Below are 21,467 nucleotides of genomic sequence, written 5' to 3'. Positions count from 1 at the left end.
GAAAAAAAGAAACGGAGAGGGGCCTAGGATTTGTTGACTACAAGCACAGCTAAAATAGATGAGATCATTGAAAATGTTGAAAAAGTGATGATTGGCAAACGAGCGGAAATCCGTCTTAGTCTTGTCGCCTTGCTTGCAGGGGGGCATGTGCTTCTTGAAGATGTGCCTGGTGTTGGCAAAACCGTTTTTGTTAAAGCAATGGCGAAAACAATTAACGGCTCGTTCAAGCGAATTCAGTTTACTCCCGACTTACTGCCGTCGGATGTGACGGGCGTATCGATTTACAATCAAAACAAGCAAGCGTTTGAGTTTCGTCCTGGCCCAGTTATGGCGAATGTCGTGCTTGCCGATGAAATTAACCGTACGTCGCCTAAAACCCAATCGGCTTTGCTGGAGGCACTAGAAGAAGGAAACGTCACCGTTGACGGAGAGACGATGGTCATCCATTCGCCTTTTTTTGTAATGGCGACTCAGAACCCTGTTGAATACTCTGGAACATTCCCTCTGCCAGAAGCGCAACTGGACCGGTTTTTAGTCAGAATTAGCTTAGGCTACCCAACGATTGAAGAAGAGCTGGAACTTTTAGGGCGTGTTGAGCAGAAGCATCCAATTGAGGATCTAGAAGCGGTCGTGACACTTGATGAAATTTCCGCTTTGCAGCAAGAAGTCAAAAACATTTACATCGATGGGTATGTCAAAGAGTATTTAGTAAACATCGTCCATGCCACCAGAACAAGCGGAAAGATTGAACTAGGCGCAAGTCCTCGCGCTTCCATTGCACTGATGCGGACAAGCCAAGCTTATGCGCTCATTATGGGTCGTGATTTTGTTGCTCCTGATGACGTTAAAGCTGTTGCTCCCTATGTACTAGGGCATCGAATTCGACTGCACCATGATGTGCTCATGCGTGAAGAAGCCGCTGATGAGGTACTGGCTGATCTGATAAAACAAATCCGCGTTCCAGTAGAGCGGAAAAGGCATGCAACCTAATGAAACGAGTAAAGCCATTTGTTTATTTTGCTTTCCGATGGTTGATTGTCCTGTTTATTCTTGCTGCTACCTTTGTCTTTGGCATGTTCCAAGGCGGCTTTGTCAGTTGGTTTTTGTTTTACAGTGTCGTCATTGTGTTTGTCTGTTCATGTCTTGTTTCTTTTCTTTCCTTGTTTGGAGTGAAGGCCACGCGCTATATATCGAAACAGGAGCTACGAACAGGTGAAGGATTTAACGTAGATGTAACGATCTCAAGGCCACGGTTGCTTCCATTTTTTTATTATGAAGCAAGTGACACCATTCCTGCTTCTATATTGGCAGAGCGGCATGAAGCGATTTTCTTTTTCACGTTAAAAAAAGAGCTGCGTTTTTCATATGAGGCCAAAGCGTTGCAACGAGGGGAACAACAATTTGGCCAACTCGTTGTAACAGCAAATGATTTGTTCGGCCTTATCCGCGTTAAAAAAAGGATTCCCATTCATACGGAGTTGCTTGTCTATCCTGCTTATTACCATGTAAAGCACGGCTTAGGGATAGTCGGCGCTTCCCATGTTGCCAAGCAATTAAAAAAGAACTATGAGGACCATGCTGTTTCTGGCGTACGCCCCTATGTGGCAGGCGACCGCATGGCGCAAATTGATTGGAAGCGCTCGGCAGGTGTAGTAGGGCTCGTCACAAAAGAGTTTGAAACGGACCAGAGCGAAGAAATATCGTTATTTTTATTGCCAAGCACAGTGGAAACAGAGTTAGAAAAAGAATGGTTTGAAGAAAGTGTGAGTTGGGCCGCATCTTTGGCAGCCACTTTTGTGTCAGCACGTACGGAGGTTGTTTTGCACACGTATCCAAATCGTTGGAATCAGCTGCCACTTAATGAGCGAACATGGAAATCAGGCCTGCGCTTGCTTGCCAAAGTGAAGCCGCTGAAAACGAAAAAGCAAGCCCCACTTCCTCCTAATCTTCAGCTACTAGGAGGGGTGACTCTATTGATAACGCCACAAATAGAGGAGAACACGATTCGTTTAGTACGTCAGCTTGAAAAGCGTAAAACGCTTGTGTTTGTTGCTGCTGCCGCTCCGGTTGGCGAGTGGGAACAGGAGCAGTTTAAGCGGTTAAAGGCACAGCTTTTCCATCCCCAGTTTGAGGAGGGCAAGAGGCGAAGTGCGGATGATGCATAAAAAAAGACAACTTTATCGTGATTTTGTGTTATACATGTTCGGTTTTCTTCTATTGATGGAATGGCTTTATCCTGTCTCAGAAATTACGCACACGGATTCGATTGCTCTGTTTGTCGCTGTTTCTGCTGTATTTTTCTTGATCACATTCTTTAAAATACACCTTGTCTGGTCACTGCTTCTCCGCTTTGCTGTCATTCTCGGATCGTTGTACTTGTTGTTTCCAGGATCAAGCACTGAGCAAATGTGGATGTTTGCTTTTTTAGACGATCTATTTTACAACATCTATTTGCTGACTGCTGGCAATTTGGCGGACATTACTGATATGCACCGGACGTTTTTATTTTTGATTCTCTTGTCCATCCTCAGTTACCTACTGTTTTACTGGATTGTTCAGGCACGGCGAATATTGCTTTTTTTAGCGATCAGCATCGTCTATATTGGTACAATTGACACATTTACCGATTATAGCGGGAGCTGGGCGATTGTTCGCACCTTTATTGTTGGGTTGTTTCTGTTTGGGCTGCTGCTGTTGCTTAAACGCGGCGAACAAAAAGGCACACACGCCGTTTTATCGTTTCGTACATTTGGCCGCTCTTTTGCTTTGCTAGGCGTGTTTATCATGCTAGCAGCGTCGATTGGCTATGCGATGCCAAAACCTGAACCGCAGTGGCCGGACCCTCTTCCTTATCTCCAATCGGTATTTGGCTTTGTTCCGAGCGGCATAGGCACTCCTGTGCAACGGATTGGCTACAGTGAGGACGATCGCCGCCTCGGTGGTGGCTTTGTCCAAGATGACACGCCTATTTTTATTGCTCGAGTAGAAAACGGCCAATATTGGAAAGGGGAGACAAAAAACGAGTATACGGGGAGAGGTTGGCAGCTTTCCGACGCATTGGAAGTCGAAGAACGGAGCGTGACGCCACCGTTGCAAGGAAGCAAACGTGCCGATGCCGTTGAAGTAGAAGAGCAGCAGGCGGAGTTGCAATTGTATAGTGAAGGGGAGCAACAATTCGGCCACTTGTTTTATCCAGGAGAGCTTGCCTCGCCAACGGTAACAGATTTGGTTGGCGAACAAGACTATCCGTTGCAAATTGATCCTGTTTCGGCAATGGCCACCATCGCGAATGGCGAATTGGTGCCACAGCGATACGAGTTTCAATTTTACGAGCAAACGTACTATGTGGAAGGCTTGCGAAACGTTGGCCGACCTGATTACAGCAACGATGAAGAGCTAGCGGATTATTTAGCATTGCCAGAAGGATTGCCTGAGCGTATCGGCGAGTTGGCCGAAGACATTACGAAAGACGCGGACAACCAGTACGACATGGCCGTGGCGATTGAACAGTATTTAAGCGGGCCTAATTTTGAATACGAAACAGAGGATGTGGCTATTCCAGCCGAAGGCCAAGACTACGTCGACCAGTTTTTGTTTGAAACAGCCCGAGGGTATTGCGATAACTTTTCGACAGCGATGGCTGTCATGCTGCGAACACTTGACATTCCGACTAGATGGGCAAAAGGGTTTACAGAGGGTGAAGCACAGGGAACTGTCGGCGAGGATGGAACCTATCAAGAATACGTTATTGCCAATAGCAATGCCCATTCTTGGGTAGAAGTGTACTTTCCAGAAGTTGGTTGGGTGCCATTTGAACCGACGCCTAGCTTTTCAGGTTTTTCCTTTCAACAGCCCGAAATTGACATAGAAAACGGCGATGAGGAGGATACGGAGCCTGAACAAAGAGAAGAGCCTGAGCAGGATGAAGACGAAGTGCAAGAGCCTGAAAACGAAGAAGAAACAGATGAATCACAAACGTTAGGCCAAACGAAAGAAGGCCCGAGCTGGTGGCTAGGAGCCGCTATAGGGATACTTGCAGTGGCGGCGTTGGTTTTGTTTCTGTTCCGCAAAGCGATTGCCCGTGCTTATGTAAGCGGAATGTACAAAAATGACGGGCGAACAGAGACCTTTGTCCGCTCCTATGAGCGCTTGCTATGGTTGCTCGGTTTTCATGGCTATAAGCGGAAAACAACGCAGACGTTGCGTGAATATGCAACCGACGTGGACAGCGAACTGGAGTCTACTGGAATGCGGGAGCTAACCGAGGCCTACGAGCAATATTTATACAGCAATAAAAAACCTAACATTGACGGGGACCGCTTTCATGAAAATTGGAAAAACATCCTCAACAAAATCAGAACTTGACCGCATTCAAGCAGGCTTGTTATGATTATTGGCGTATAAGCTGCATAAAGAAATGCGTGATCCCGAAACAAAGGGGAGAGCATTCATTTATATGGCTGCAAAGGCAATGCCGAGGGGCGATTGCTCTTGTAGCCGTTTTATTTGCGATAGCGATTGACTTTTTTTCCTATATAGAATTTCTTTAGCAAAGGGTGAAGCTGCATGCAAGTAACGAATCATGAAACGATTGTTGTCCTTGACTTTGGTGGGCAATACAATCAACTGATCACAAGACGGATCCGCGACCTCGGTGTGTATAGCGAACTGCATTCACACAAACTGACGGCGGATGAATTAAAAGAAATGAACCCAATCGGCATTATCTTTTCAGGCGGGCCTAACAGCGCGTATGCAGAAGGTTCCCCTAAATGCGACCCTGCCATTTATGATTTAGGCATTCCGATTTTAGGGATTTGTTATGGCGTCCAATTAATGACACATCACTTTGGCGGCAAAGTCGACAAGGCTTCCCATCGTGAATACGGAAAAGCGTTATTAAATGTGGAAAACCAATCGTCGCTCTTTAAAGGCTTGCCCATTGAGCAAACCGTTTGGATGAGCCATGGCGACAAAATTGTGGCTCCTCCAGAGGGCTTTACCGTCGACGCTTCCAATCCTTCCTGCCCAGTTGCAGCTATGAGCGATGAGTCCCGCAACTTGTACGGCGTGCAGTTTCATCCCGAAGTGCGGCATTCCGAATTTGGCAATGACCTTTTGAAAAATTTTGCGTTTGACATTTGCGGCGCTAAAGGCGATTGGTCAATGGAAAACTTCATTGAAGAGGAAATCAAGAAAATCCGCGAACAAGTAGGGGACCGCCACGTGTTGTGCGCATTAAGCGGTGGTGTTGACTCCTCCGTAGTAGCGGTGCTCATCCATAAAGCCATTGGCGATCAATTGACATGCATGTTCATTGACCATGGCTTGCTTCGCAAAGGAGAAGCAGAAAGCGTCATGGAAACATTCAGCCAAGGCTTTAACATGAATGTCATCAAAATTGACGCATCAGAACGGTTCTTGACTAAATTAAAAGGCGTTACCGATCCAGAACAGAAACGGAAAATTATCGGCAACGAATTTATTTACGTCTTTGATGAAGAAGCGGCAAAACTAAAAGATAAGAAAATGGACTTCCTCGCTCAAGGAACACTTTATACCGACATCATTGAGTCAGGAACAGACACGGCCCAAACGATTAAATCGCACCATAATGTAGGCGGTTTGCCAGAAGACATGGCTTTTGAATTAATTGAGCCACTCAACGCGCTATTTAAAGACGAAGTGCGCGCTCTTGGCACAGAACTTGGCATTCCAGATGAGATTGTATGGCGCCAACCATTCCCTGGCCCAGGCCTTGGCATTCGCGTCCTTGGCGAAATTACCGATGAGAAGCTAAAAATTGTCCGTGAATCAGACGCAATCTTGCGTGAAGAAATCAAAAAAGCCGGGCTTGACCGCGAAATTTGGCAATACTTTACGGCATTGCCGAATATGCGAAGCGTTGGCGTTATGGGCGACACACGCACATACGATTACACAGTCGGCATCCGCGCCGTTACCTCGATTGACGGCATGACGTCCGATTGGGCGCGCATTCCATGGGACGTGCTGGAAATCATCTCCACCCGGATCGTCAACGAAGTCGAACACGTCAACCGGATTGTGTACGACATTACGAGCAAGCCACCTTCTACGATTGAGTGGGAGTAGTTGTCGGAGAGCTGAAACCCCTTTGTTTATAAGGGTTTCGGCTCTTTACTCTATTTTCATTGCATTGTTATTGCATTATTTGTTTTTAAACCTTTACGCAGGTAACGAGCAGTGAATTGATTCTTGGGTGAAGTATCTTCATTTTCTGTTGCTGTTTGGTAAGACATAATACCTTCTAATTTATGGGCTACTTCAAAGTTACTGTTAGGATACAAATGTCCGTAGGTGCCAAGTGTCGTTTCAATATCTTCATGTCCTAGGCGGTCTTTAATGATTAATGGGTTTTCGCCCATACTAATAAGCAAAGAAGCGTGAGAATGTCTTAAAGCATGTAATCTAATTCGATGAACCCCAGCTTTTTTTGAAAAACGTGTAATGGCATTCGCTAACGTATGCTTTTGTGTGGGGATACCATTATAGCTCATTACAAAATTGGTTTGAACGACAGATTGCTGCACGTCCTTCCATTCGCTGAGTAACGTTAGTGTATCTCCATCTAATGCAATATGACGAACACTAGCCTTTGTTTTTGGTTCTACAAAAGAATAGTTATCCAAATTCTTATAGTAAAGTGTTTTATCGATAGATAACAGACCTTTGTCAAAGTCAATATCTTCCCATTGAATCGCAGTGGCTTCTCCAATTCGCATGCCTGTCATAAATAAAAACCACAATGAAATAAATAAAAAATGTTGATAATAATCTTCTTTATAGAAAAGAGAGATGACCTTTTCAAATTCTTCTTTTGTCCAAAAGTCTATTTTGGTCTTTGTTTTCTTCACATTACCTACAATTTTCGATGGATTATTTTCAGCTAGTCCTAAAACAACAGCTCGATCCATTGCCATAGAAAACAACCCTTGAACATTTCTAATATAAGAAGAACGATACTTCTTTTTAGATAATGCTAATTGCCATTTTTGAACATGGATCGGGGTAATTTCCGTTGTGATTAAGTTATTAAAAAAAGTGAAATGTTTTCTTACAGTCGGTAATCGATTATCGTACGTTCTTCTTTTTACTTGTGTTTTATACCAAGGTAAGAAAATATCTTCAATAAAATGTTGGAATAAAACGTCATCTTGCTTTTCTTCTAGTGCATCTGGTTTTGTAAGTAGTAACCTTGAATATTCTTCCCTTGCTTCTTTTTTAGTTTTAAAACCACTGCGGTACTTCTGAATTTGCTTGCCAGTGATGGGGTGATATCCTAAATTTGCCCTAAAATAATAAGTTCCGTTCTTTGCTTTTTTGACGATATCTTTAGTCATGATTTCACTCCTTACGCAATTAGTGCAAGAAGTACAAATCACACATCTAAAGTTATCCCTAATACTTCCTCTACAGCTTCTTTAGGAACACGATCTAACTTTTTAGATTGATAATACGTGTGCCCTTTTGATATCATTAATTTTTTACACTCTCTAATAATATCAGCTGAAAAAGAGGGACCATAACCTAGCGCTATCAAGTCTTTTTTAGTGACGGTAACCATATGAACTCCTTTCCATAGACTAGGATATGCTATTTGATATCTGTCTATTATTATATCGCTTCTATAAAACTAATTCTAATATGTTGCGTGAATTTGGCTCTTGCACTAAAATAAAAAGGATTTAATGTCATAACTTGATAGTTACTTTAACCTATCTTGCTAAATTGAATATAAAAAATCAGACGGCTGCTGGTGCAGCTCCACGGGAATTTCACCCCTGCAAGTATTTCTTCCAGCCCTACTCATAGCTTGCGACGGTTCAAACGCTCGAACCATGACGATAGGGGAGTATCATTATCCTAACTGATGGGTTATCGCCAGCAATCCACCACGATTACATTAGATTCATAGATTATCGCTCGTTTCTAACGAAAGTCATGGCGTATGAATCAATTGGCTCATCATCAGTAGAACGTATCTGATTTTTTGCTTATACTGCACGGCGTAATCTTCCGTGCTTTCTTTGTCAAAGAACAAATATATGATGAATGAAAGGGAAAACCTAACCATTCTGTATTCAAATTTTGAAAGTTAAAACAGATTGCATAAGCTTCGCTCGTAAGCGTTCGCGTGTATCTTCATCGATGCCTCAATAAGTGTTTCCTTGTTCATCACGGAGCTTACGCATGGATAAACTTGTCATATAGCTTCTATAATGTAGAACAACTACTTTCATTGCTTCTAGCTCACCCTTATTTGCAGCTAAAATGATTGGATACGGCAAAAAGCCACGCTCATTGATTTCCGTATTAGTATTAATCATCCCATTCATCTGCATGCTCCTCCAAAAAACGTCTTGATGATTTCCCCTTTCATTACCTTCAACAAGTTTTTTTGTAAAATGCCAAAAATCAGAGAAAAAGTTTTTAAAAAACAATAACCCAACTGAATATTAACAGTTAGGTAGAATCATTTTTAATATTTAATATTAAGGACCAAAACAAGAAATACTTTAAATGTCAAACTCTATTTTATTACAATTCACATAAAAACTGATCGAACATAATAATGAATAATACAAAATAAAGTTTTTTAAATCGTGGTATTAATAGAACAATTTTTGAAAAAATCGATCAAAATATAATAAAAACCTGGTTATAGCTATTTTCAAGTACTTATTTTTTTATCAATTAATTCACTTACTATTGGCTATATTATTTAATATTTCTTAAGCCTTACGATAAACATTATTCTACTTGAACACCTTTAATTTGATACTATTTTCCGATTAACCAATTTCTTTAACCCCACCATTATACTTATAGATGATAATAATTTCTGATTTTTGGAAAGTGGATGATGACCTTCGTATATTTCCCATCTTCTGAATGAATGGAAAGGTCATGTCCTAATTTAAGAGCCATTTCTTTTGCAAGGTAGAGACCTAAACCGGTAGATTTGGCATGACTTCTCCCAATAGATCCTGTAAATCCTTTTTCAAATACGCGGCTGATATCCTCTGGCTTAATTCCAATGCCTGTATCTTGAATCTGTAGCCGCTTTTCTTTTAGATCTTCCTCAAATTGTACGGAGATTTCCCCGCCTTCACCTGTATATTTTAAAGAATTTGAAAAAACTTGATCCATAATAAAACCAAGCCATTTACTGTCGGTATGGACAACCTGTTCAATATTGTCCATATGAAAACGAATTTGCTTGTTAATAAAAGATTTGGCAAATTTCTTTACACTGTTTTTAGCAACTTGATCCAACACTACCTCGGAAATAAAATAATCTTTGGAAAAAGAATCAATGCGAGAATAATAAAGAGCCTGCTCCACGTAATTTTCGATTCTATCCAACTCATCTTCAAACTTGTCCACAAGGTATTCAACAGTTCTTCCATTACTGTTTTCCATAAGCAAGCGACCTGCCGCAATCGGAACCTTGACTTCATGAATCCAAGATGTAATAAAATCTTGATGATCCATTTTTTCGTTATACAACTTTTGTAATTGATCGCCATGCACACTATTTACTTTTTTTAATAACTCAAGATATAACAGTTGTTCATCGTTTCGCGGTTTAGGCAGAGTTGCGAGAAATTCTTCATGATTACTTTCAACCAAATCATTTAATTCCCGATAAAATTCTCTATTGTAATAGTATTCGATGATTACGTATATAGCTACAATAAAAAAGATAACCACATTGGTATATACGATATTACTTACAGTGTTTCTGGAATCTGTGCTCACAATCGTCATCAAAGAAACAAAGAACATAATGATCACGTTTAATATAAAGAAATTCCGTTTATCTTTTAGATATTGAAAGAAACTCATTGGATAATATAACCTTGTCCTTTCTTAGTCATAATGAAGTGTTCTTTTCCAAGTTCAGCAAGCTTTTTACGCAGACGAGCAATATTAACCGTCAATGTATTTTCGTCTACGAAATTTTCATTCTTCCAAAGGCTACGCATCATTTTCGTACGACTGACGATGGTTCCTTTATTTTTCATCAGGATTTTCAAAATAAGAAATTCTGTTTTCGTGAGTTCCGACTTTCGATCTCCATGTAAGGCCTCTCCGTTCTCAAGGTTTAATATAATTCCATCATGTTCGATTGTCTTAGACTGTGTTTCCATGTAGGAATACGTTCTGCGGAGGAGTGCATTAATTTTTGCAATCAATACATCCATATGGAAAGGTTTTTGAATATAATCATCTCCTCCCATGTTTATCGACATCACTATATCCATTGGTGTATCACGGGAAGAGAGAAAGATCATAGGGACCTTTGAAATTTCTCTGATTTTATTACACCAGTAAAATCCGTCAAACGATGGCAAATTGATATCCATGATGACTAGGTGAGGATCATGATTAAGAAATACCTGCATGATTTGGTCAAAGTCTTCGATCTTAACGGTTTCAAAACCCCACTTTTCTAATGTTTCCCCTACCATATCACGAATGGTCAAATCATCTTCCACAATCATGATTTTCATTCCTCTTCCCTCCAAACAATCATCCTTCTTTAACATCATATTAATTGAATATCGACCAACATACAAAGAAAATATCGTGTTTAAACATATTTTTTATCAATGTGACGAAAATGTAAGGTTACGAGATCAAGCTGTAAGTTTATATAAAGGGCACCTATTGTAAAATAAAAACGTAAAACAAAACAACTCTGAATGGAGGATTTAAATATGAAAACTATTGTCGAAGCAAAACAAATAAAAAAAGTCTATGGTGCAAAGGGAAATGTATTTTCAGCTTTGGAGGATATAGACTTAACCGTCATGGAAGGTGAATTCGTCGGTATTATGGGTCCCTCGGGTGCTGGTAAATCAACTTTACTAAATATATTGGCAACAATTGACGAGCCGACTGCTGGTGACATCGTGGTTGACGGAATCAATTTGACAAAGATGAATGAAGAGCAATTATCTGCCTTTCGCCGTGACAAACTTGGTTTCCTTTTCCAAGACTATAATTTATTAGATACTCTAACTGTGAAAGAAAATATTATCTTGCCGTTAGCCTTGGCAAAATTGAACGTTAAGGAATTGGAACGAAGAGCAGATGAAGTGGCAGATAAGTTTGGCATTCGCGACATTTTAAATAAGTACCCGTATCAAATTTCTGGGGGACAAAAGCAACGCACGGCAGCATCACGCGCGATTATTTCAAAGCCAAACCTAATATTGGCAGATGAACCAACAGGTGCGTTGGATTCGAAATCAGCAACAGACTTATTAGAAAGTTTAAAGGATCTTAATGAACAAGACAAGGCAACAATTTTAATGGTTACCCATGATGCTTATGCGGCAAGTTATTGTAATCGCGTCCTATTTATTAAAGACGGTAAAATCTTCACAGAACTTGTGAAAGGGAAAAGATCCCGCAAAGAATTTTTCAACAAGGTGTTGGATGTTCTATCAGCACTGGGGGGTGGAGCAAATGACGTTATTTAGTTTAGCAAGGAAAAATATTAAAGGTAACTTCAATAATTATTTTGTCTATTTTGTTACGCTCGTCTTCAGCATGGTTATTTATTATACGTTCACTTCCTTGCAATATAGCGAAAAAATTCAGGAAAGCATTGAATTGTCGGATACAATGAGTTTCATGTTTGGGGTATCATCAATTATCTTAATTTTATTCGTAGCAATCTTTATTTTGTACTCCAATTCATTCTTCACAAGAAAAAGGAAGAAAGAAGTCGGATTGTACGCCATACTTGGTTTACGCAAGAAAACCATTGCAAAAATGTTATTTTATGAAAATTTGATTATGGGAATCATTGCAATAGTTATTGGAATTATTCTTGGAACCTTACTTTCCAAATTATTTGCAATGATTTTAATAAAACTTATGGGTTCAATTGCCGAGGTGGACTTCGGTATTTCCATTCTAGCGATTACCCAAACAGTCATAGTCTTTATGGTCATTATTTTATTCACTTCCGTTCAAGGTTACCGTTTGATTTATCGTTTTACATTAATCGAATTATTCTATGATGAGAAAAAAGGTGAACAAATTCCAAAGGTTTCACTTATATCGGCTGTTATCGGAGTTATATTGCTTGTCGTTAGTTACTGGCTGATATTAAAACCATTTCCTGACGAATTTACTACGGAATATTTAATGAAAAATTATGGTATTGCTTTTGTTGCTCTCGTCATTGGCACCCATTTATTTTTTCGATCTGTAACGGTCTATTTATTAAGATTATCACAAAAAAATAAGTCGCGTTATTACAGAGGAACTAGAATAATTGAAACATCTCGCTTACTGTTTCGTATTAGAGGGAATGCACGTACCTTTACAGTCATTGCATTGTTGAGTTCTGCAACGATTTGTTTCTTAGGTGCAACTTACAGTGGGTATTACAGCAACGAAAAAAGAGCTGAGGAAGTTGTTCCGTTCAGCTATTCGCATTTGTCAAAAGGTCCAGAATTTGATTCGCAGGTGGAGAGAATAATAAAAGCAGATCATCGACATCCAATAAAAGCCCAACTAGACATACCCGTCATTCAGGTAAAAGGAATACTCTCATTTCAACTGGATTATGACATAAATCCTGTGCAATTAATCTCAGAAAGTACATTTAATAAAGCAGCGAATGCTTTAAATAAGGATGAAACAGTCTTACTATCAAGAAATCAAGCAGCAGTAATCCAGCCAAGGTTTACTGAATATACGAAGTCGGTTTTTAAAGGAGAAAATATAACGATTCAATTGCCTCAAGGAAGCAGCGAACTGCCATTTGTTCATATGGTTGAAAGTAATGTGCTACCTTTCGATTATCCCGATTTCTTTCTCGTAGTTAGTAACGAAATGTTTGCTGAGATAGCCAAAAAAGAGGCTCCATTAACTTATAAAGTATATGAAGTGGAAAATGAAGTAACGGCACAAGCCACTTCAAAGAAAGTAAATAAACTGGTTGGAAACGATTTTCAAGTTTCTTCATCATTTTATACTGAGTATAAGCAAGGTAAAGAAGGAAACGCAATTACTCTCTTTATTTTTGGTTTTTTGGGACTTGTATTTTTAGCGGCAAGTGGAAGTATCATTTATTTCAAACAGTTAACAGAAGCGAATGAGGCGAAAGGACACTATGAAATCCTTAGAAAAATCGGTGTCAATAAAAAGGATATACGTAAATCAATCAAAAGACAGTCATTATTTGTGTTCGGATTGCCACTAACCGTAGGAATATTGCATAGTTGTGTGACATTGTACTTTACTAGCAACTTTATTTCTAATCTAATTGGAATCAATCTTATCTTCCCTATTCTAATGGCTATAGTCTTCTTTGTTATCATCTATGCAGTCTATTATGTATTAACTGTTAATACGTACAATCGCATTGTAAACAAATAAGAGCGAAACATCTCTCGAATGTTCGGGAGGGTCTTTGTTATGAATTCCTTTGTCATCTCCAACAACTGTAATGCGTCGATTTGATACTATTACTTCTTCAATGCTGCAAGAAACAAGAGGCTGGGACAAAACTCAGCTAAATAGAAAAACGGAAGTTCAGCACTTGCTGGATTTCCGTTTTATATTTCTTGAAAATTAGTTGATTATTCCAAAAAATAGCTAAACAAAAAGAACACCTTCTGGTAAAATTAAAGTAACGACACAATAACTTACGGAGGTGCTCTTTTGTATAAATATTATAGCATAAATCAAGTCGTTTTGCCTTTAGATTTAGAAATTAAATTAGAAAAAAAATGATATTGCCTTTGCAGTGAATGATTTAATTGAAAGTATTCCTGCAAAATCTTTTCAAAAATTTGAACGCAGTACAGGTTGTCCAGCTTATCATCCACGTATGATGATGAAAATTATTTTATGCGCATATACTCAGTCTGTATTTTCCGGACGGAAAATAGAAGCATTACTCAAAGACAGTATCCGTATGATGTGGTTAGCTCAAGGATACGAGCCTACCTATCGCACCATAAATCGATTTCGTACAAATCCTTTAGTAGCTGAATTGTTGCGACAATGCTTTGTACAATTCCGTTCTAAACTTGTTCAAGAAGAAGAGATAGATGCAGAAGCTCTCTTTATTGATGGTACAAAAATAGAGGCAAACGCTAATAAATTTACTTTCGTTTGGCGTAAATCCATTGAAAGATATAGTTCCAATTTGATTGAGAAGTCAAACGCAATGTATGATGAGCTGTTAGAAAAGGAAATTATTCCATCAATTGAACGTGAAAATGAACAGGAACTTTCGGTTGAGGAATTAGAATCTATTGTTAAAAAATTAGATGACACGATTGATACATACACGAAGAAAATTGATGAATCGGATATAACAAGTGAACGTAAACAATTGCGCTCAGAGCGCAAGGAACCAAAGAAATATCGTAAGCATTTTACAAATTTTTTAATGCGCAAACCAAAATATCAACGCGATATGGAAATATTTAAAGATAGAAACAGTTATTCCAAAACAGATCACGATGCAACTTTTATGCGAATGAAAGATGACTATATGCAGAATGGACAATTAAAAGCTGGGTACAACCTACAAGTAGCTACCGAAGGTCAGTATGCATTAGCTTATGATATATTTCCGAACCCAACAGATACACGCACTTTGATTCCGTTTTTAAATAATATAGAAGATAATTATTTCGAACTACCACAATATATCGTTGCCGATGCCGGATATGGTAGTGAACAAAACTATGATAATGTATTAAATGTGCGTAAGCGAATTCCACTTATTACATATAATCAATATAGAAAAGAGAAGAAAAAGAAGTTTAAGAATGATCCATTTAAAACGGCAAACTGGCAATATGATGGCGAAACAGGTTCGTTTATTTGTCCAAATAATCGCAGATTATATTTTGCATATCAATCCAATCGAAAAGATAAATATGGATTTAAACGAAACTTTAAAGTATACGAATGTGAAGATTGTACGGATTGCCCATTACGCTCTTTCTGTACAAAAGCAACAGAAGGTAAAAACAGAAAGTTGTTTTATAATGAAAAATGGGAATCTCAAAAAGAATATATAAGACAAAAGCTTTCAAACGAAGAAACAGGCGAAGTTTACGGGAAACGTAAAATAGATGTTGAGCCATTTTTCGGATTTTTGAAGGCTAATTTAGGTTTCACTCGAATGTCGGTTCGAGGAAAACCCCAAGTGCATAACGAAATGGGATTTGCGTTAATGGCGGTAAATATAAGAAAGTACGCCGTCATTAACACTGAAAATGGTACATTTTCACCTGAAGACATAAAAATGTAAACGCTAGAATAAAGTTGACACTTTTTGATCGATAAGATTTTACACTTTTGCTCAATCAATCTACCTCTTTAGTAAAATAGATCGTGATGTTATTTTACTGGGGGTTAGGATCTTGGAGGAGAAGTTAGTGTTATATATTAAGATTCAGGAATTACATAAGAGAAAGTTTAAAGTAGCGCAAATCGCTAAGGAGCTTAAAATCTCAAGACCGACTGTCTATAAGTACTTAGAAATGACATTCGATGAGGCAAAGGCGTATACTGAACAGCCCTTGGGAAAGAAGAAAAAACTAGATCACTATAAGGACTGGATACTGGCCTGGCTCGAAGAGTATCCCCACCTAAGTAGTGCTCAGATCCATGATTGGCTTTTAGAAAGATACCCCGACCTAGTGGTCGGCGGAAGTACTGTAAGAACATATGTGAGGGGGGTGCGAGAAGTTTATCAGATTGAGAAAAAGGGGATTGTCCGGCAATACGAAGCAGTTCCTGAACAACCAATGGGTAAACAACTCCAGGTAGACTGGGGAGAAACAAAACAGAAAACAGTGAACAACAAGGAAATCAAACTGTACTTTATTGCCTTTGTACTCGTTCACTCGCGACAAAAATATATGGAATGGCAAGCACGTCCATTCACCACAAGAGATGCGATTCGTTGTCACGAACATGCCTTCCAGTTCTATGGAGGACGAACCGAAGAAATTGTCTATGATCAGGATCACTTAATCTCAGTAAGTGAAAATGCAGGTCAACTACTTTTAACAGCTGAGTTTCAAAGCTATGTAAACGAGCGTAAATTCAACGTTCACCTTTGCCGAAGAGCGGATCCAGAATCTAAAGGGATGATTGAAAATGTAGTGAAATACATAAAAGGCAACTTCGCTGACAGTCGTGTGTTTAGAGATATAGAAGATTGGAATGAACGGGCAAGGCAATGGCTCAAGCGTACGGGAAACCACCAGGTTCACCAGACAACGAAAAAAAGACCAGCAGAAGTGTTTCTCCTCGAAAAGCAACACTTACAGCCAGTCTCTTCGTTACTTTCATATGAAAGTACCCATAACCAAAGTATAACAAGAAGTGTTAGTAAGGACAATACGATCCGGTACAAGTCAAACCGTTACTCTGTCCCACTGGGGACTTATCAAAATAGGAGTGAGAATCTTGTGTGGATTGAAATAAGGGAAGAAGATCACAACGCCCTGATCATCCGCAAAGAAGCAAATGGTGAAGTGATTGCCGAGCATAGGATCAGCTCTGAAAAGGGAAAGCTGATTCAAAACCGTCACCATACTCGTGATCGCTCCAAAGGTGTAGAAGAGTTTAAACAACGTCTCCTCTCTCACTTTAAAGATCAGGTTCAGGCAGCTGCCTATTTAGATGAGATTAGCCAAAGATACCCGAGGTATCGGAGAGATCAGTTTACAATTATTCATAAGGTGAGCCAACAATACCCGGCTATAATTGATACTGTTTTGGCCAAGTGTACGACAGAAAAGCTTTACAATGCGAATGACTTTCGCGATATCGCTCATCACCTTGATGCTTTACGAGATGAGCCGATTGAAGAAGCACAATCTTTTTACACGAGTCCGCCAAACCATTCTCATCTCAAAGCCTCTACCCGTTCTCTAAATGCCTATACTAGCATTTTAGGAGGTAGAACATGATGAACAAAACCGTACATGAACTACAAGATCACTTTCGTCAGCTACGCCTAGCAGAGACTGCGGAGGAGCTGCCACAGCTTCTTCGCGAAGCTGAAAAAGCATCATGGACCTACTTGGAATTTTTAGAGTCTCTCACTCGATATGAATTAGCCAAACGCGAAGAGAAAAGCCTTGAGAAAAGAATGAAATGGGCACGCTTCCCTTTCGTGAAGTCATTAGACGAGTTTGAGCTGAAAGGACAAAACGTTCTGACGGCTCGTCAGCTTTCTCAACTCCGAGAATTAAGCTGGCTGGAGCAACACTATAATCTTATCCTTTTAGGGCCTCCTGGCATCGGTAAAACGTATATCGCAATTGGACTTGGACTTGAGGCTGTTTACAGAGGGTTTAATGTTTATTTCGCTACAATGGGTGAACTGGTGCAGCTTCTAAAATCAGAAGAATACCTGAACAAATCTAAAGTTCAGCTTAAGAGAATTAGAAATGCCGACTTAGTGATTATTGATGATTTAATGTATATGGCCATGGACCAGAGAGAAGCAAACCTATTCTTTCATTTAATTAACCATTTATACGAACGAAGTTCGATTATCCTGACATCAAATAAGAGTCCAGATGAATGGGGCAATTTAATCGGAGACCAAGGCATCACCACTGCGATTTTAGATCGCTTACTTCATCGTGTGGAAGTGATCCATGGTGGCGAAGAAGAGAGAAGTCACAGGATGAAAAATCGGAAGAGCATTTTTTCAGCAGATGTGTAAAAAGGAAACGAGCAAAAAGTGTAAATTTCAACTTGACGTCTACAATTAAAGGGTTGTTATAGAGATAGATTCTTAAATGAAGGAGTGTTTCGGTGAATATTAGTAATGAGTATTTAATAGTAGTTCAACAAAAATTTAAATAGAAACAGAGACCAGGAATTTATAGATAAAATATCACAGAAAGAAATGATTTTAATTTGGGAAGAGGGATGGAATATATTGTTTAACTCCAAATAAGAGCATATATTGATAGTTATTAAAATCTGTGGTGAAAGCTATAGTAATCGATCCAATCGAAAGACAAATTGCTCATTATACTTACCATATCGGATTGTTTATGTTGGAAAGCAAATAAAGAATATAATTGGGAAACGCTTAGTATTCCTAAAGACAATTAGATGAATACTTGTAGAGAATGTTAAAAAATACAGAGAGAGAAAATAGAATATAAATCACTTTATTTACTAACAGGTGCTTTTAAACAACGAGGAGATTTCAGTAAGGCGGTCTCTTTCGTCAAGGCAGGTTAGTGTGAGAATGCGTGTGGTTCAACTATATATTAATTCGAAGTGGATTGCGTATTACTTTTGTGTTGACAGGGACAAGAAATATATACTAAAATAAAATTAATTGTTCAACCAAAATAAAAATTGATTAATCAAATTGTAGAAAGGGAGATTCTGTTGGAAGATAAACAATCTTTTATTGCTAAAGCACGAAGTGAACAGATTATTCAAGCTTGCATTGATACACTTGACGAATATGGTTATACAAATGTCAGTTTAACCAAAGTAGCTAAAATGGCAAACGTAAGTACAGGATTAATTTCGTATCATTTTTCTGGCAAAATGGATTTAATCAATCAAACCTTACTGTATTTACTTAACAAAAAATTAGATTTTATTAGTGGAAAGGTTGTTCAAGAAGAAACGTCTATTTCACAATTGAAAGCATATATTGAAGCTAGTTTGGCTTACCAAGTAGCACATTATAAAAATAATATCGCATTAATCGAAATTGTCTTTAATGCTAAAAATGAAGAAGGTGTGCCATATTATAAAGCTGATGATGACGAAGAAGATCTGTTAAATGCATTGCTCAAAGATATTTTATTAGAGGGGCAAAAGAGACAAGAGTTTTCTAATGAATTTGATGTAGAAATGATGTGCGTCTTGATTCAAGGCGCAATAGAGGAAAGCATGCTATCTCAGAATAATTCCTTTAGTTTTGAAAAATATAAGGATCATTTAACCAGAATGATAACAAAAATAGTCTTGTAAAAACAAAAGGACTATTTCCATTAATTCAATAGTAAGAGATACATTTTGAATGCCAATTATATATATTCAATAAGTTATTCTTTACTCTCTTGTATTTAATATTCTTGTCGTCCAAACCAAAATACTCCATAAATCTTAGTTCAACTATCTTATAAGTAAAATTCTCGGAGGAGGTAATAATTTTAATGGGAAACACATCCAAAATTGGTATGGGCTTTATGGAAAATTTGATTGCAGTATTGTTTCCTATTGTTTTAGGAACAATAGGTTGGTTCCTTCCCAAGTTGTTTGATTTTATAAAAAGGATATCCTTCTTTTCTGATTCAAAAGCCATTCAACTGTTGGAATCATTCAACCCTTTTTGGGTGTCTATTATTTTGATGTTCGTAGGTGTAGTTATAGGGGTTTTTTTAGCACTAACAATATATAGTGAAGCACTAAAAATGAACATAAGCGATCATGAAATATTGATCAATAAAGATGATAAGGAAAAGACAATTCAAAAATCTGAGATAAAAGCAATATTCATGGAAGATAATGAGGTCGTAATTACGGATCATAAAGGTCAAGAACTTTTGAGTGAAAAGACGGATATTAAGAAGGAAAAAATACGAGAAATCTTCCTGTATCATCATTACCCTTGGTGTGAACAGGACCCTTATGTAAATGAATTCAATCTTTGGACCCTAGAAGATCATACACTTGGGGAGAAAGTCAATTCCATCTTATATGAACGTAGAAAAGCAATTAGAGAAGGTGATAAGAAAAAGGCAAAAAATTTAAAAATGGATCTAAATGAGCTGGGAGTAGTTGTGAAAGATCAGGGGGAGAATCAGTATGTTCGGAAGGTTTATGGCTAAACAAGTAAATAGTAAAGACAAAATAAGATTTAGTGTAAATATAGGTGGAGTATATGGATAACAAGCGTTACTTAACACCTGACATTGGCCGTGGCTTTATGCTTTTGTTAATCGCTGTAGCACATGCACCTCTTTTTCACAAATTAATAGAGGGAGTTAATGAACCTGCAATCTCAGATCAATTATTTAAGGCGTTTGTAGTAACCTTTGTCGATGGTCGTGCGTTTGTTACGTTTTCTTTACTATTTGGGTTTGGAATAGCACTAATGGTTAAACGCCAACTAGATAAAGGGATATCTGTAAATGAATCAAAGCGTTTATTGCGAAGACGCTCGCTCTTCATGATCTTATTTGGCTTCACACATCAGGTTTTTATAGGTGGGGCAGATATCATTGCATTCTATGGGATCGCTGGACTATTAATAGAAGGATTGATTTTTAAATCGAAACGATTTAAGGAAAAAGCTCTATTTGTTATAGGTACACTATCGTTCCTAACCATTTCTACTGGATGGTGGTTTCTCTCTTTGTTTAAGGAATTATCAGAAGAAGCAAATGTTAATTATTTAGAGATGGTAATAGAAAATGTTATTGCATTTCCAATTACTGTTCTCGTTCAACTATTATTTTTTCCATTCCTTTTTGTTATTCTTTTAGGCGTGCTAGTAGAGAGGAAGACTTGGATTTCTCACCCTGAACAACATATATCAAAATTGAGAAAATTTGCTTTAACTGGCATTCTTATTTCAGTAATTGGGGCCAGTCCTTTAACTGCTATTACTGTTGGTATATTGAATGTGTCTGAGAAAATACTTGCAGCATTGCATATTTTTCAAATACTAACAGGTATAGCCGGTGGCATTGGATATACCTCCTTAATTGCATTATTTGGAATAGCTGCAACTAAATTAACTCCTAAAATCACAAACTGGCTTACTGCTATTGGAAGAAGGTCACTAACCTTTTATTTGTATCAAGAAGCTTTGTTAGTGATTCTATTATCTCCAGTGGCATTTGGATTAGGTAATAAGCTGGGGTATACAGGAATTATCCTTACTGCGGTAGTAATATGGATAACTGGTGTGATTATTGCCGTATTCTTGGAAGATAAAAAAGTACCGGGGCCAGCAGATGCGTTATTGAGAAGGTTGGTATATCGTTAGTAAAGGCAGATGATTTATTTATGTAAAATGACTAGATGAATTGGAACAGTATTTGTTACAACTATGATTTAATTCTTAAACGAGCATAAAAAAGCAGACAGAAGTAATTTTGTCACCCCCCTTAACACAAAGTACGATGGTCATAAGATGATATGAAAAATGAGGATTCCAAAGAATGTAAATATTCCATCTCGTGAGTTTCACAAAAGGTAATATTAAGACTAATGGTTGATGATTATTTTATAAGGGGTTTGTTGTGAACTTTTTAATTTAAGGGTGCTTTAGTTAAATAACAATGAATAAAAATCAGCCTGTATCTTATGTTACTATTAAGTAATTTAAGATACAGGGTTTTCTATTTTTTGAAATAATTTTCACTTCAAATACA

The 21,467-nt window shown here is 38.2% G+C and carries 16 protein-coding genes and 2 pseudogenes; 13 read left to right on the top strand and 5 right to left on the bottom strand.

Annotated elements, in window-relative coordinates:
- Positions 1-33: 33 nt before the first annotated feature.
- The 4 genes from BC8716_RS01560 (at position 34) to guaA (ending at position 6,114) form a co-directional block, all read left to right on the top strand.
- Positions 34-990: an AAA family ATPase gene (locus BC8716_RS01560; protein WP_094429139.1), complete on the top strand. Its 957-nt coding sequence runs from the start codon at positions 34-36 to the stop codon at positions 988-990.
- Entirely contained in the window at positions 990-2,165 is a 1,176-nt protein-coding gene (locus tag BC8716_RS01555) for a DUF58 domain-containing protein (RefSeq protein ID WP_062750332.1), read from the top strand. The genes BC8716_RS01560 and BC8716_RS01555 overlap by 1 nt, the downstream gene beginning before the upstream one ends.
- Positions 2,155-4,365: a DUF4129 domain-containing transglutaminase family protein gene (locus BC8716_RS01550; RefSeq protein WP_094423639.1), complete on the top strand. Its 2,211-nt coding sequence runs from the start codon at positions 2,155-2,157 to the stop codon at positions 4,363-4,365. The genes BC8716_RS01555 and BC8716_RS01550 overlap by 11 nt, the downstream gene beginning before the upstream one ends.
- A 201-nt stretch (positions 4,366-4,566) precedes the next feature.
- A complete protein-coding gene (gene guaA / locus BC8716_RS01545) occupies positions 4,567-6,114 on the top strand; it encodes a glutamine-hydrolyzing GMP synthase (protein WP_094423638.1) in 1,548 nt (515 codons plus the stop codon).
- Between the two features lie 56 nt (positions 6,115-6,170).
- Here the strand turns inward: guaA and BC8716_RS01540 are convergent, their stop codons facing one another.
- The 5 genes from BC8716_RS01540 to drcR all read right to left on the bottom strand — a co-directional run bounded on the left by BC8716_RS01540 (position 6,171) and on the right by drcR (position 10,559).
- Positions 6,171-7,382 carry a tyrosine-type recombinase/integrase gene (locus BC8716_RS01540; protein ID WP_088053189.1) on the bottom strand — a complete coding sequence of 404 codons (1,212 nt, stop codon included), beginning with the start codon at positions 7,380-7,382 and terminating at the stop codon, positions 6,171-6,173.
- A gap of 38 nt (positions 7,383-7,420) precedes the next feature.
- Positions 7,421-7,606 carry a DUF3173 domain-containing protein gene (locus tag BC8716_RS01535; RefSeq protein ID WP_018709270.1) on the bottom strand — a complete coding sequence of 62 codons (186 nt, stop codon included), beginning with the start codon at positions 7,604-7,606 and terminating at the stop codon, positions 7,421-7,423.
- 589 nt (positions 7,607-8,195) lie between these two features.
- Positions 8,196-8,378, bottom strand: coding sequence for a helix-turn-helix domain-containing protein (locus BC8716_RS01530; protein ID WP_107589062.1), 183 nt, complete (start codon positions 8,376-8,378; stop codon positions 8,196-8,198).
- A 487-nt stretch (positions 8,379-8,865) separates the two neighbouring features.
- Positions 8,866-9,891: a daptomycin efflux sensor histidine kinase DrcS gene (gene drcS, locus BC8716_RS01525; RefSeq protein WP_077113179.1), complete on the bottom strand. Its 1,026-nt coding sequence runs from the start codon at positions 9,889-9,891 to the stop codon at positions 8,866-8,868.
- Positions 9,888-10,559, bottom strand: a complete 672-nt coding sequence (drcR, locus tag BC8716_RS01520) for a daptomycin efflux response regulator transcription factor DrcR (protein ID WP_018705604.1) — start codon at positions 10,557-10,559, stop codon at positions 9,888-9,890. The genes drcS and drcR overlap by 4 nt, the downstream gene beginning before the upstream one ends.
- 207 nt (positions 10,560-10,766) lie before the next feature.
- On the opposite strand from drcR, the gene drcA reads away from it, so the two are divergent.
- The 9 genes and pseudogenes from drcA to BC8716_RS01475 all read left to right on the top strand — a co-directional run bounded on the left by drcA (position 10,767) and on the right by BC8716_RS01475 (position 21,079).
- Entirely contained in the window at positions 10,767-11,534 is a 768-nt protein-coding gene (drcA, locus tag BC8716_RS01515) for a daptomycin efflux ABC transporter ATP-binding protein DrcA (RefSeq protein WP_018705605.1), read from the top strand.
- Complete coding sequence (drcB, locus tag BC8716_RS01510) at positions 11,521-13,446, top strand: daptomycin efflux ABC transporter permease DrcB (RefSeq protein ID WP_094423637.1); 1,926 nt, start codon at positions 11,521-11,523, stop codon at positions 13,444-13,446. The genes drcA and drcB overlap by 14 nt, the downstream gene beginning before the upstream one ends.
- 285 nt (positions 13,447-13,731) lie before the next feature.
- A pseudogene (locus BC8716_RS01505) lies at positions 13,732-15,340 on the top strand (IS1182 family transposase).
- A 127-nt stretch (positions 15,341-15,467) separates the two neighbouring features.
- The gene (gene istA, locus BC8716_RS01500) at positions 15,468-17,012 is read left to right on the top strand and encodes an IS21 family transposase (protein WP_094429138.1); all 1,545 of its coding nucleotides are present in this window, start codon (positions 15,468-15,470) and stop codon (positions 17,010-17,012) included.
- A complete protein-coding gene (gene istB / locus BC8716_RS01495; RefSeq protein ID WP_094429137.1) occupies positions 17,012-17,776 on the top strand; it encodes an IS21-like element IS643 family helper ATPase IstB in 765 nt (254 codons plus the stop codon). Before istA ends, istB begins: the two co-directional genes overlap by 1 nt.
- A gap of 147 nt (positions 17,777-17,923) precedes the next feature.
- Positions 17,924-18,013, top strand: a pseudogene (locus BC8716_RS22685) (DUF1572 family protein); the annotation flags it as partial.
- A gap of 446 nt (positions 18,014-18,459) precedes the next feature.
- Entirely contained in the window at positions 18,460-19,056 is a 597-nt protein-coding gene (locus BC8716_RS01485) for a TetR/AcrR family transcriptional regulator (protein WP_063608854.1), read from the top strand.
- 185 nt (positions 19,057-19,241) lie between these two features.
- Positions 19,242-19,916 (top strand): YqeB family protein, encoded by a 675-nt coding sequence (locus tag BC8716_RS01480; RefSeq protein ID WP_063608853.1) that lies wholly within the window; start codon positions 19,242-19,244, stop codon positions 19,914-19,916.
- Between the two features lie 53 nt (positions 19,917-19,969).
- The gene (locus BC8716_RS01475; protein ID WP_063608852.1) at positions 19,970-21,079 is read left to right on the top strand and encodes a DUF418 domain-containing protein; all 1,110 of its coding nucleotides are present in this window, start codon (positions 19,970-19,972) and stop codon (positions 21,077-21,079) included.
- Positions 21,080-21,467 lie beyond the last annotated feature (388 nt).

It is taken from the genome of Shouchella clausii (assembly GCF_002250115.1).
GTDB classification, from domain to species: Bacteria; Bacillota; Bacilli; order Bacillales; family Bacillaceae_D; genus Shouchella; species Shouchella clausii.
This window is presented reverse-complemented; position numbering and strand designations above follow the sequence as displayed.

Bases quoted from the DNA above. Each gene is read 5' to 3' on its own strand.
- BC8716_RS01550 (WP_094423639.1), top strand. From the start codon at position 2,155: ATGATGCATAAAAAAAGACAACTTTATCGTGATTTTGTGTTATACATG.
- drcB (WP_094423637.1), top strand. From the start codon at position 11,521: ATGACGTTATTTAGTTTAGCAAGGAAAAATATTAAAGGTAACTTCAAT.
- BC8716_RS01475 (WP_063608852.1), top strand. From the start codon at position 19,970: ATGGATAACAAGCGTTACTTAACACCTGACATTGGCCGTGGCTTTATG.
- BC8716_RS01540 (WP_088053189.1), bottom strand. From the start codon at position 7,382: ATGACTAAAGATATCGTCAAAAAAGCAAAGAACGGAACTTATTATTTT.
- guaA (WP_094423638.1), top strand. From the start codon at position 4,567: ATGCAAGTAACGAATCATGAAACGATTGTTGTCCTTGACTTTGGTGGG.
- BC8716_RS01555 (WP_062750332.1), top strand. From the start codon at position 990: ATGAAACGAGTAAAGCCATTTGTTTATTTTGCTTTCCGATGGTTGATT.
- BC8716_RS01480 (WP_063608853.1), top strand. From the start codon at position 19,242: ATGGGAAACACATCCAAAATTGGTATGGGCTTTATGGAAAATTTGATT.
- drcA (WP_018705605.1), top strand. From the start codon at position 10,767: ATGAAAACTATTGTCGAAGCAAAACAAATAAAAAAAGTCTATGGTGCA.
- BC8716_RS01530 (WP_107589062.1), bottom strand. From the start codon at position 8,378: ATGAATGGGATGATTAATACTAATACGGAAATCAATGAGCGTGGCTTT.
- istB (WP_094429137.1), top strand. From the start codon at position 17,012: ATGAACAAAACCGTACATGAACTACAAGATCACTTTCGTCAGCTACGC.
- drcR (WP_018705604.1), bottom strand. From the start codon at position 10,559: ATGAAAATCATGATTGTGGAAGATGATTTGACCATTCGTGATATGGTA.
- BC8716_RS01535 (WP_018709270.1), bottom strand. From the start codon at position 7,606: ATGGTTACCGTCACTAAAAAAGACTTGATAGCGCTAGGTTATGGTCCC.
- drcS (WP_077113179.1), bottom strand. From the start codon at position 9,891: ATGAGTTTCTTTCAATATCTAAAAGATAAACGGAATTTCTTTATATTA.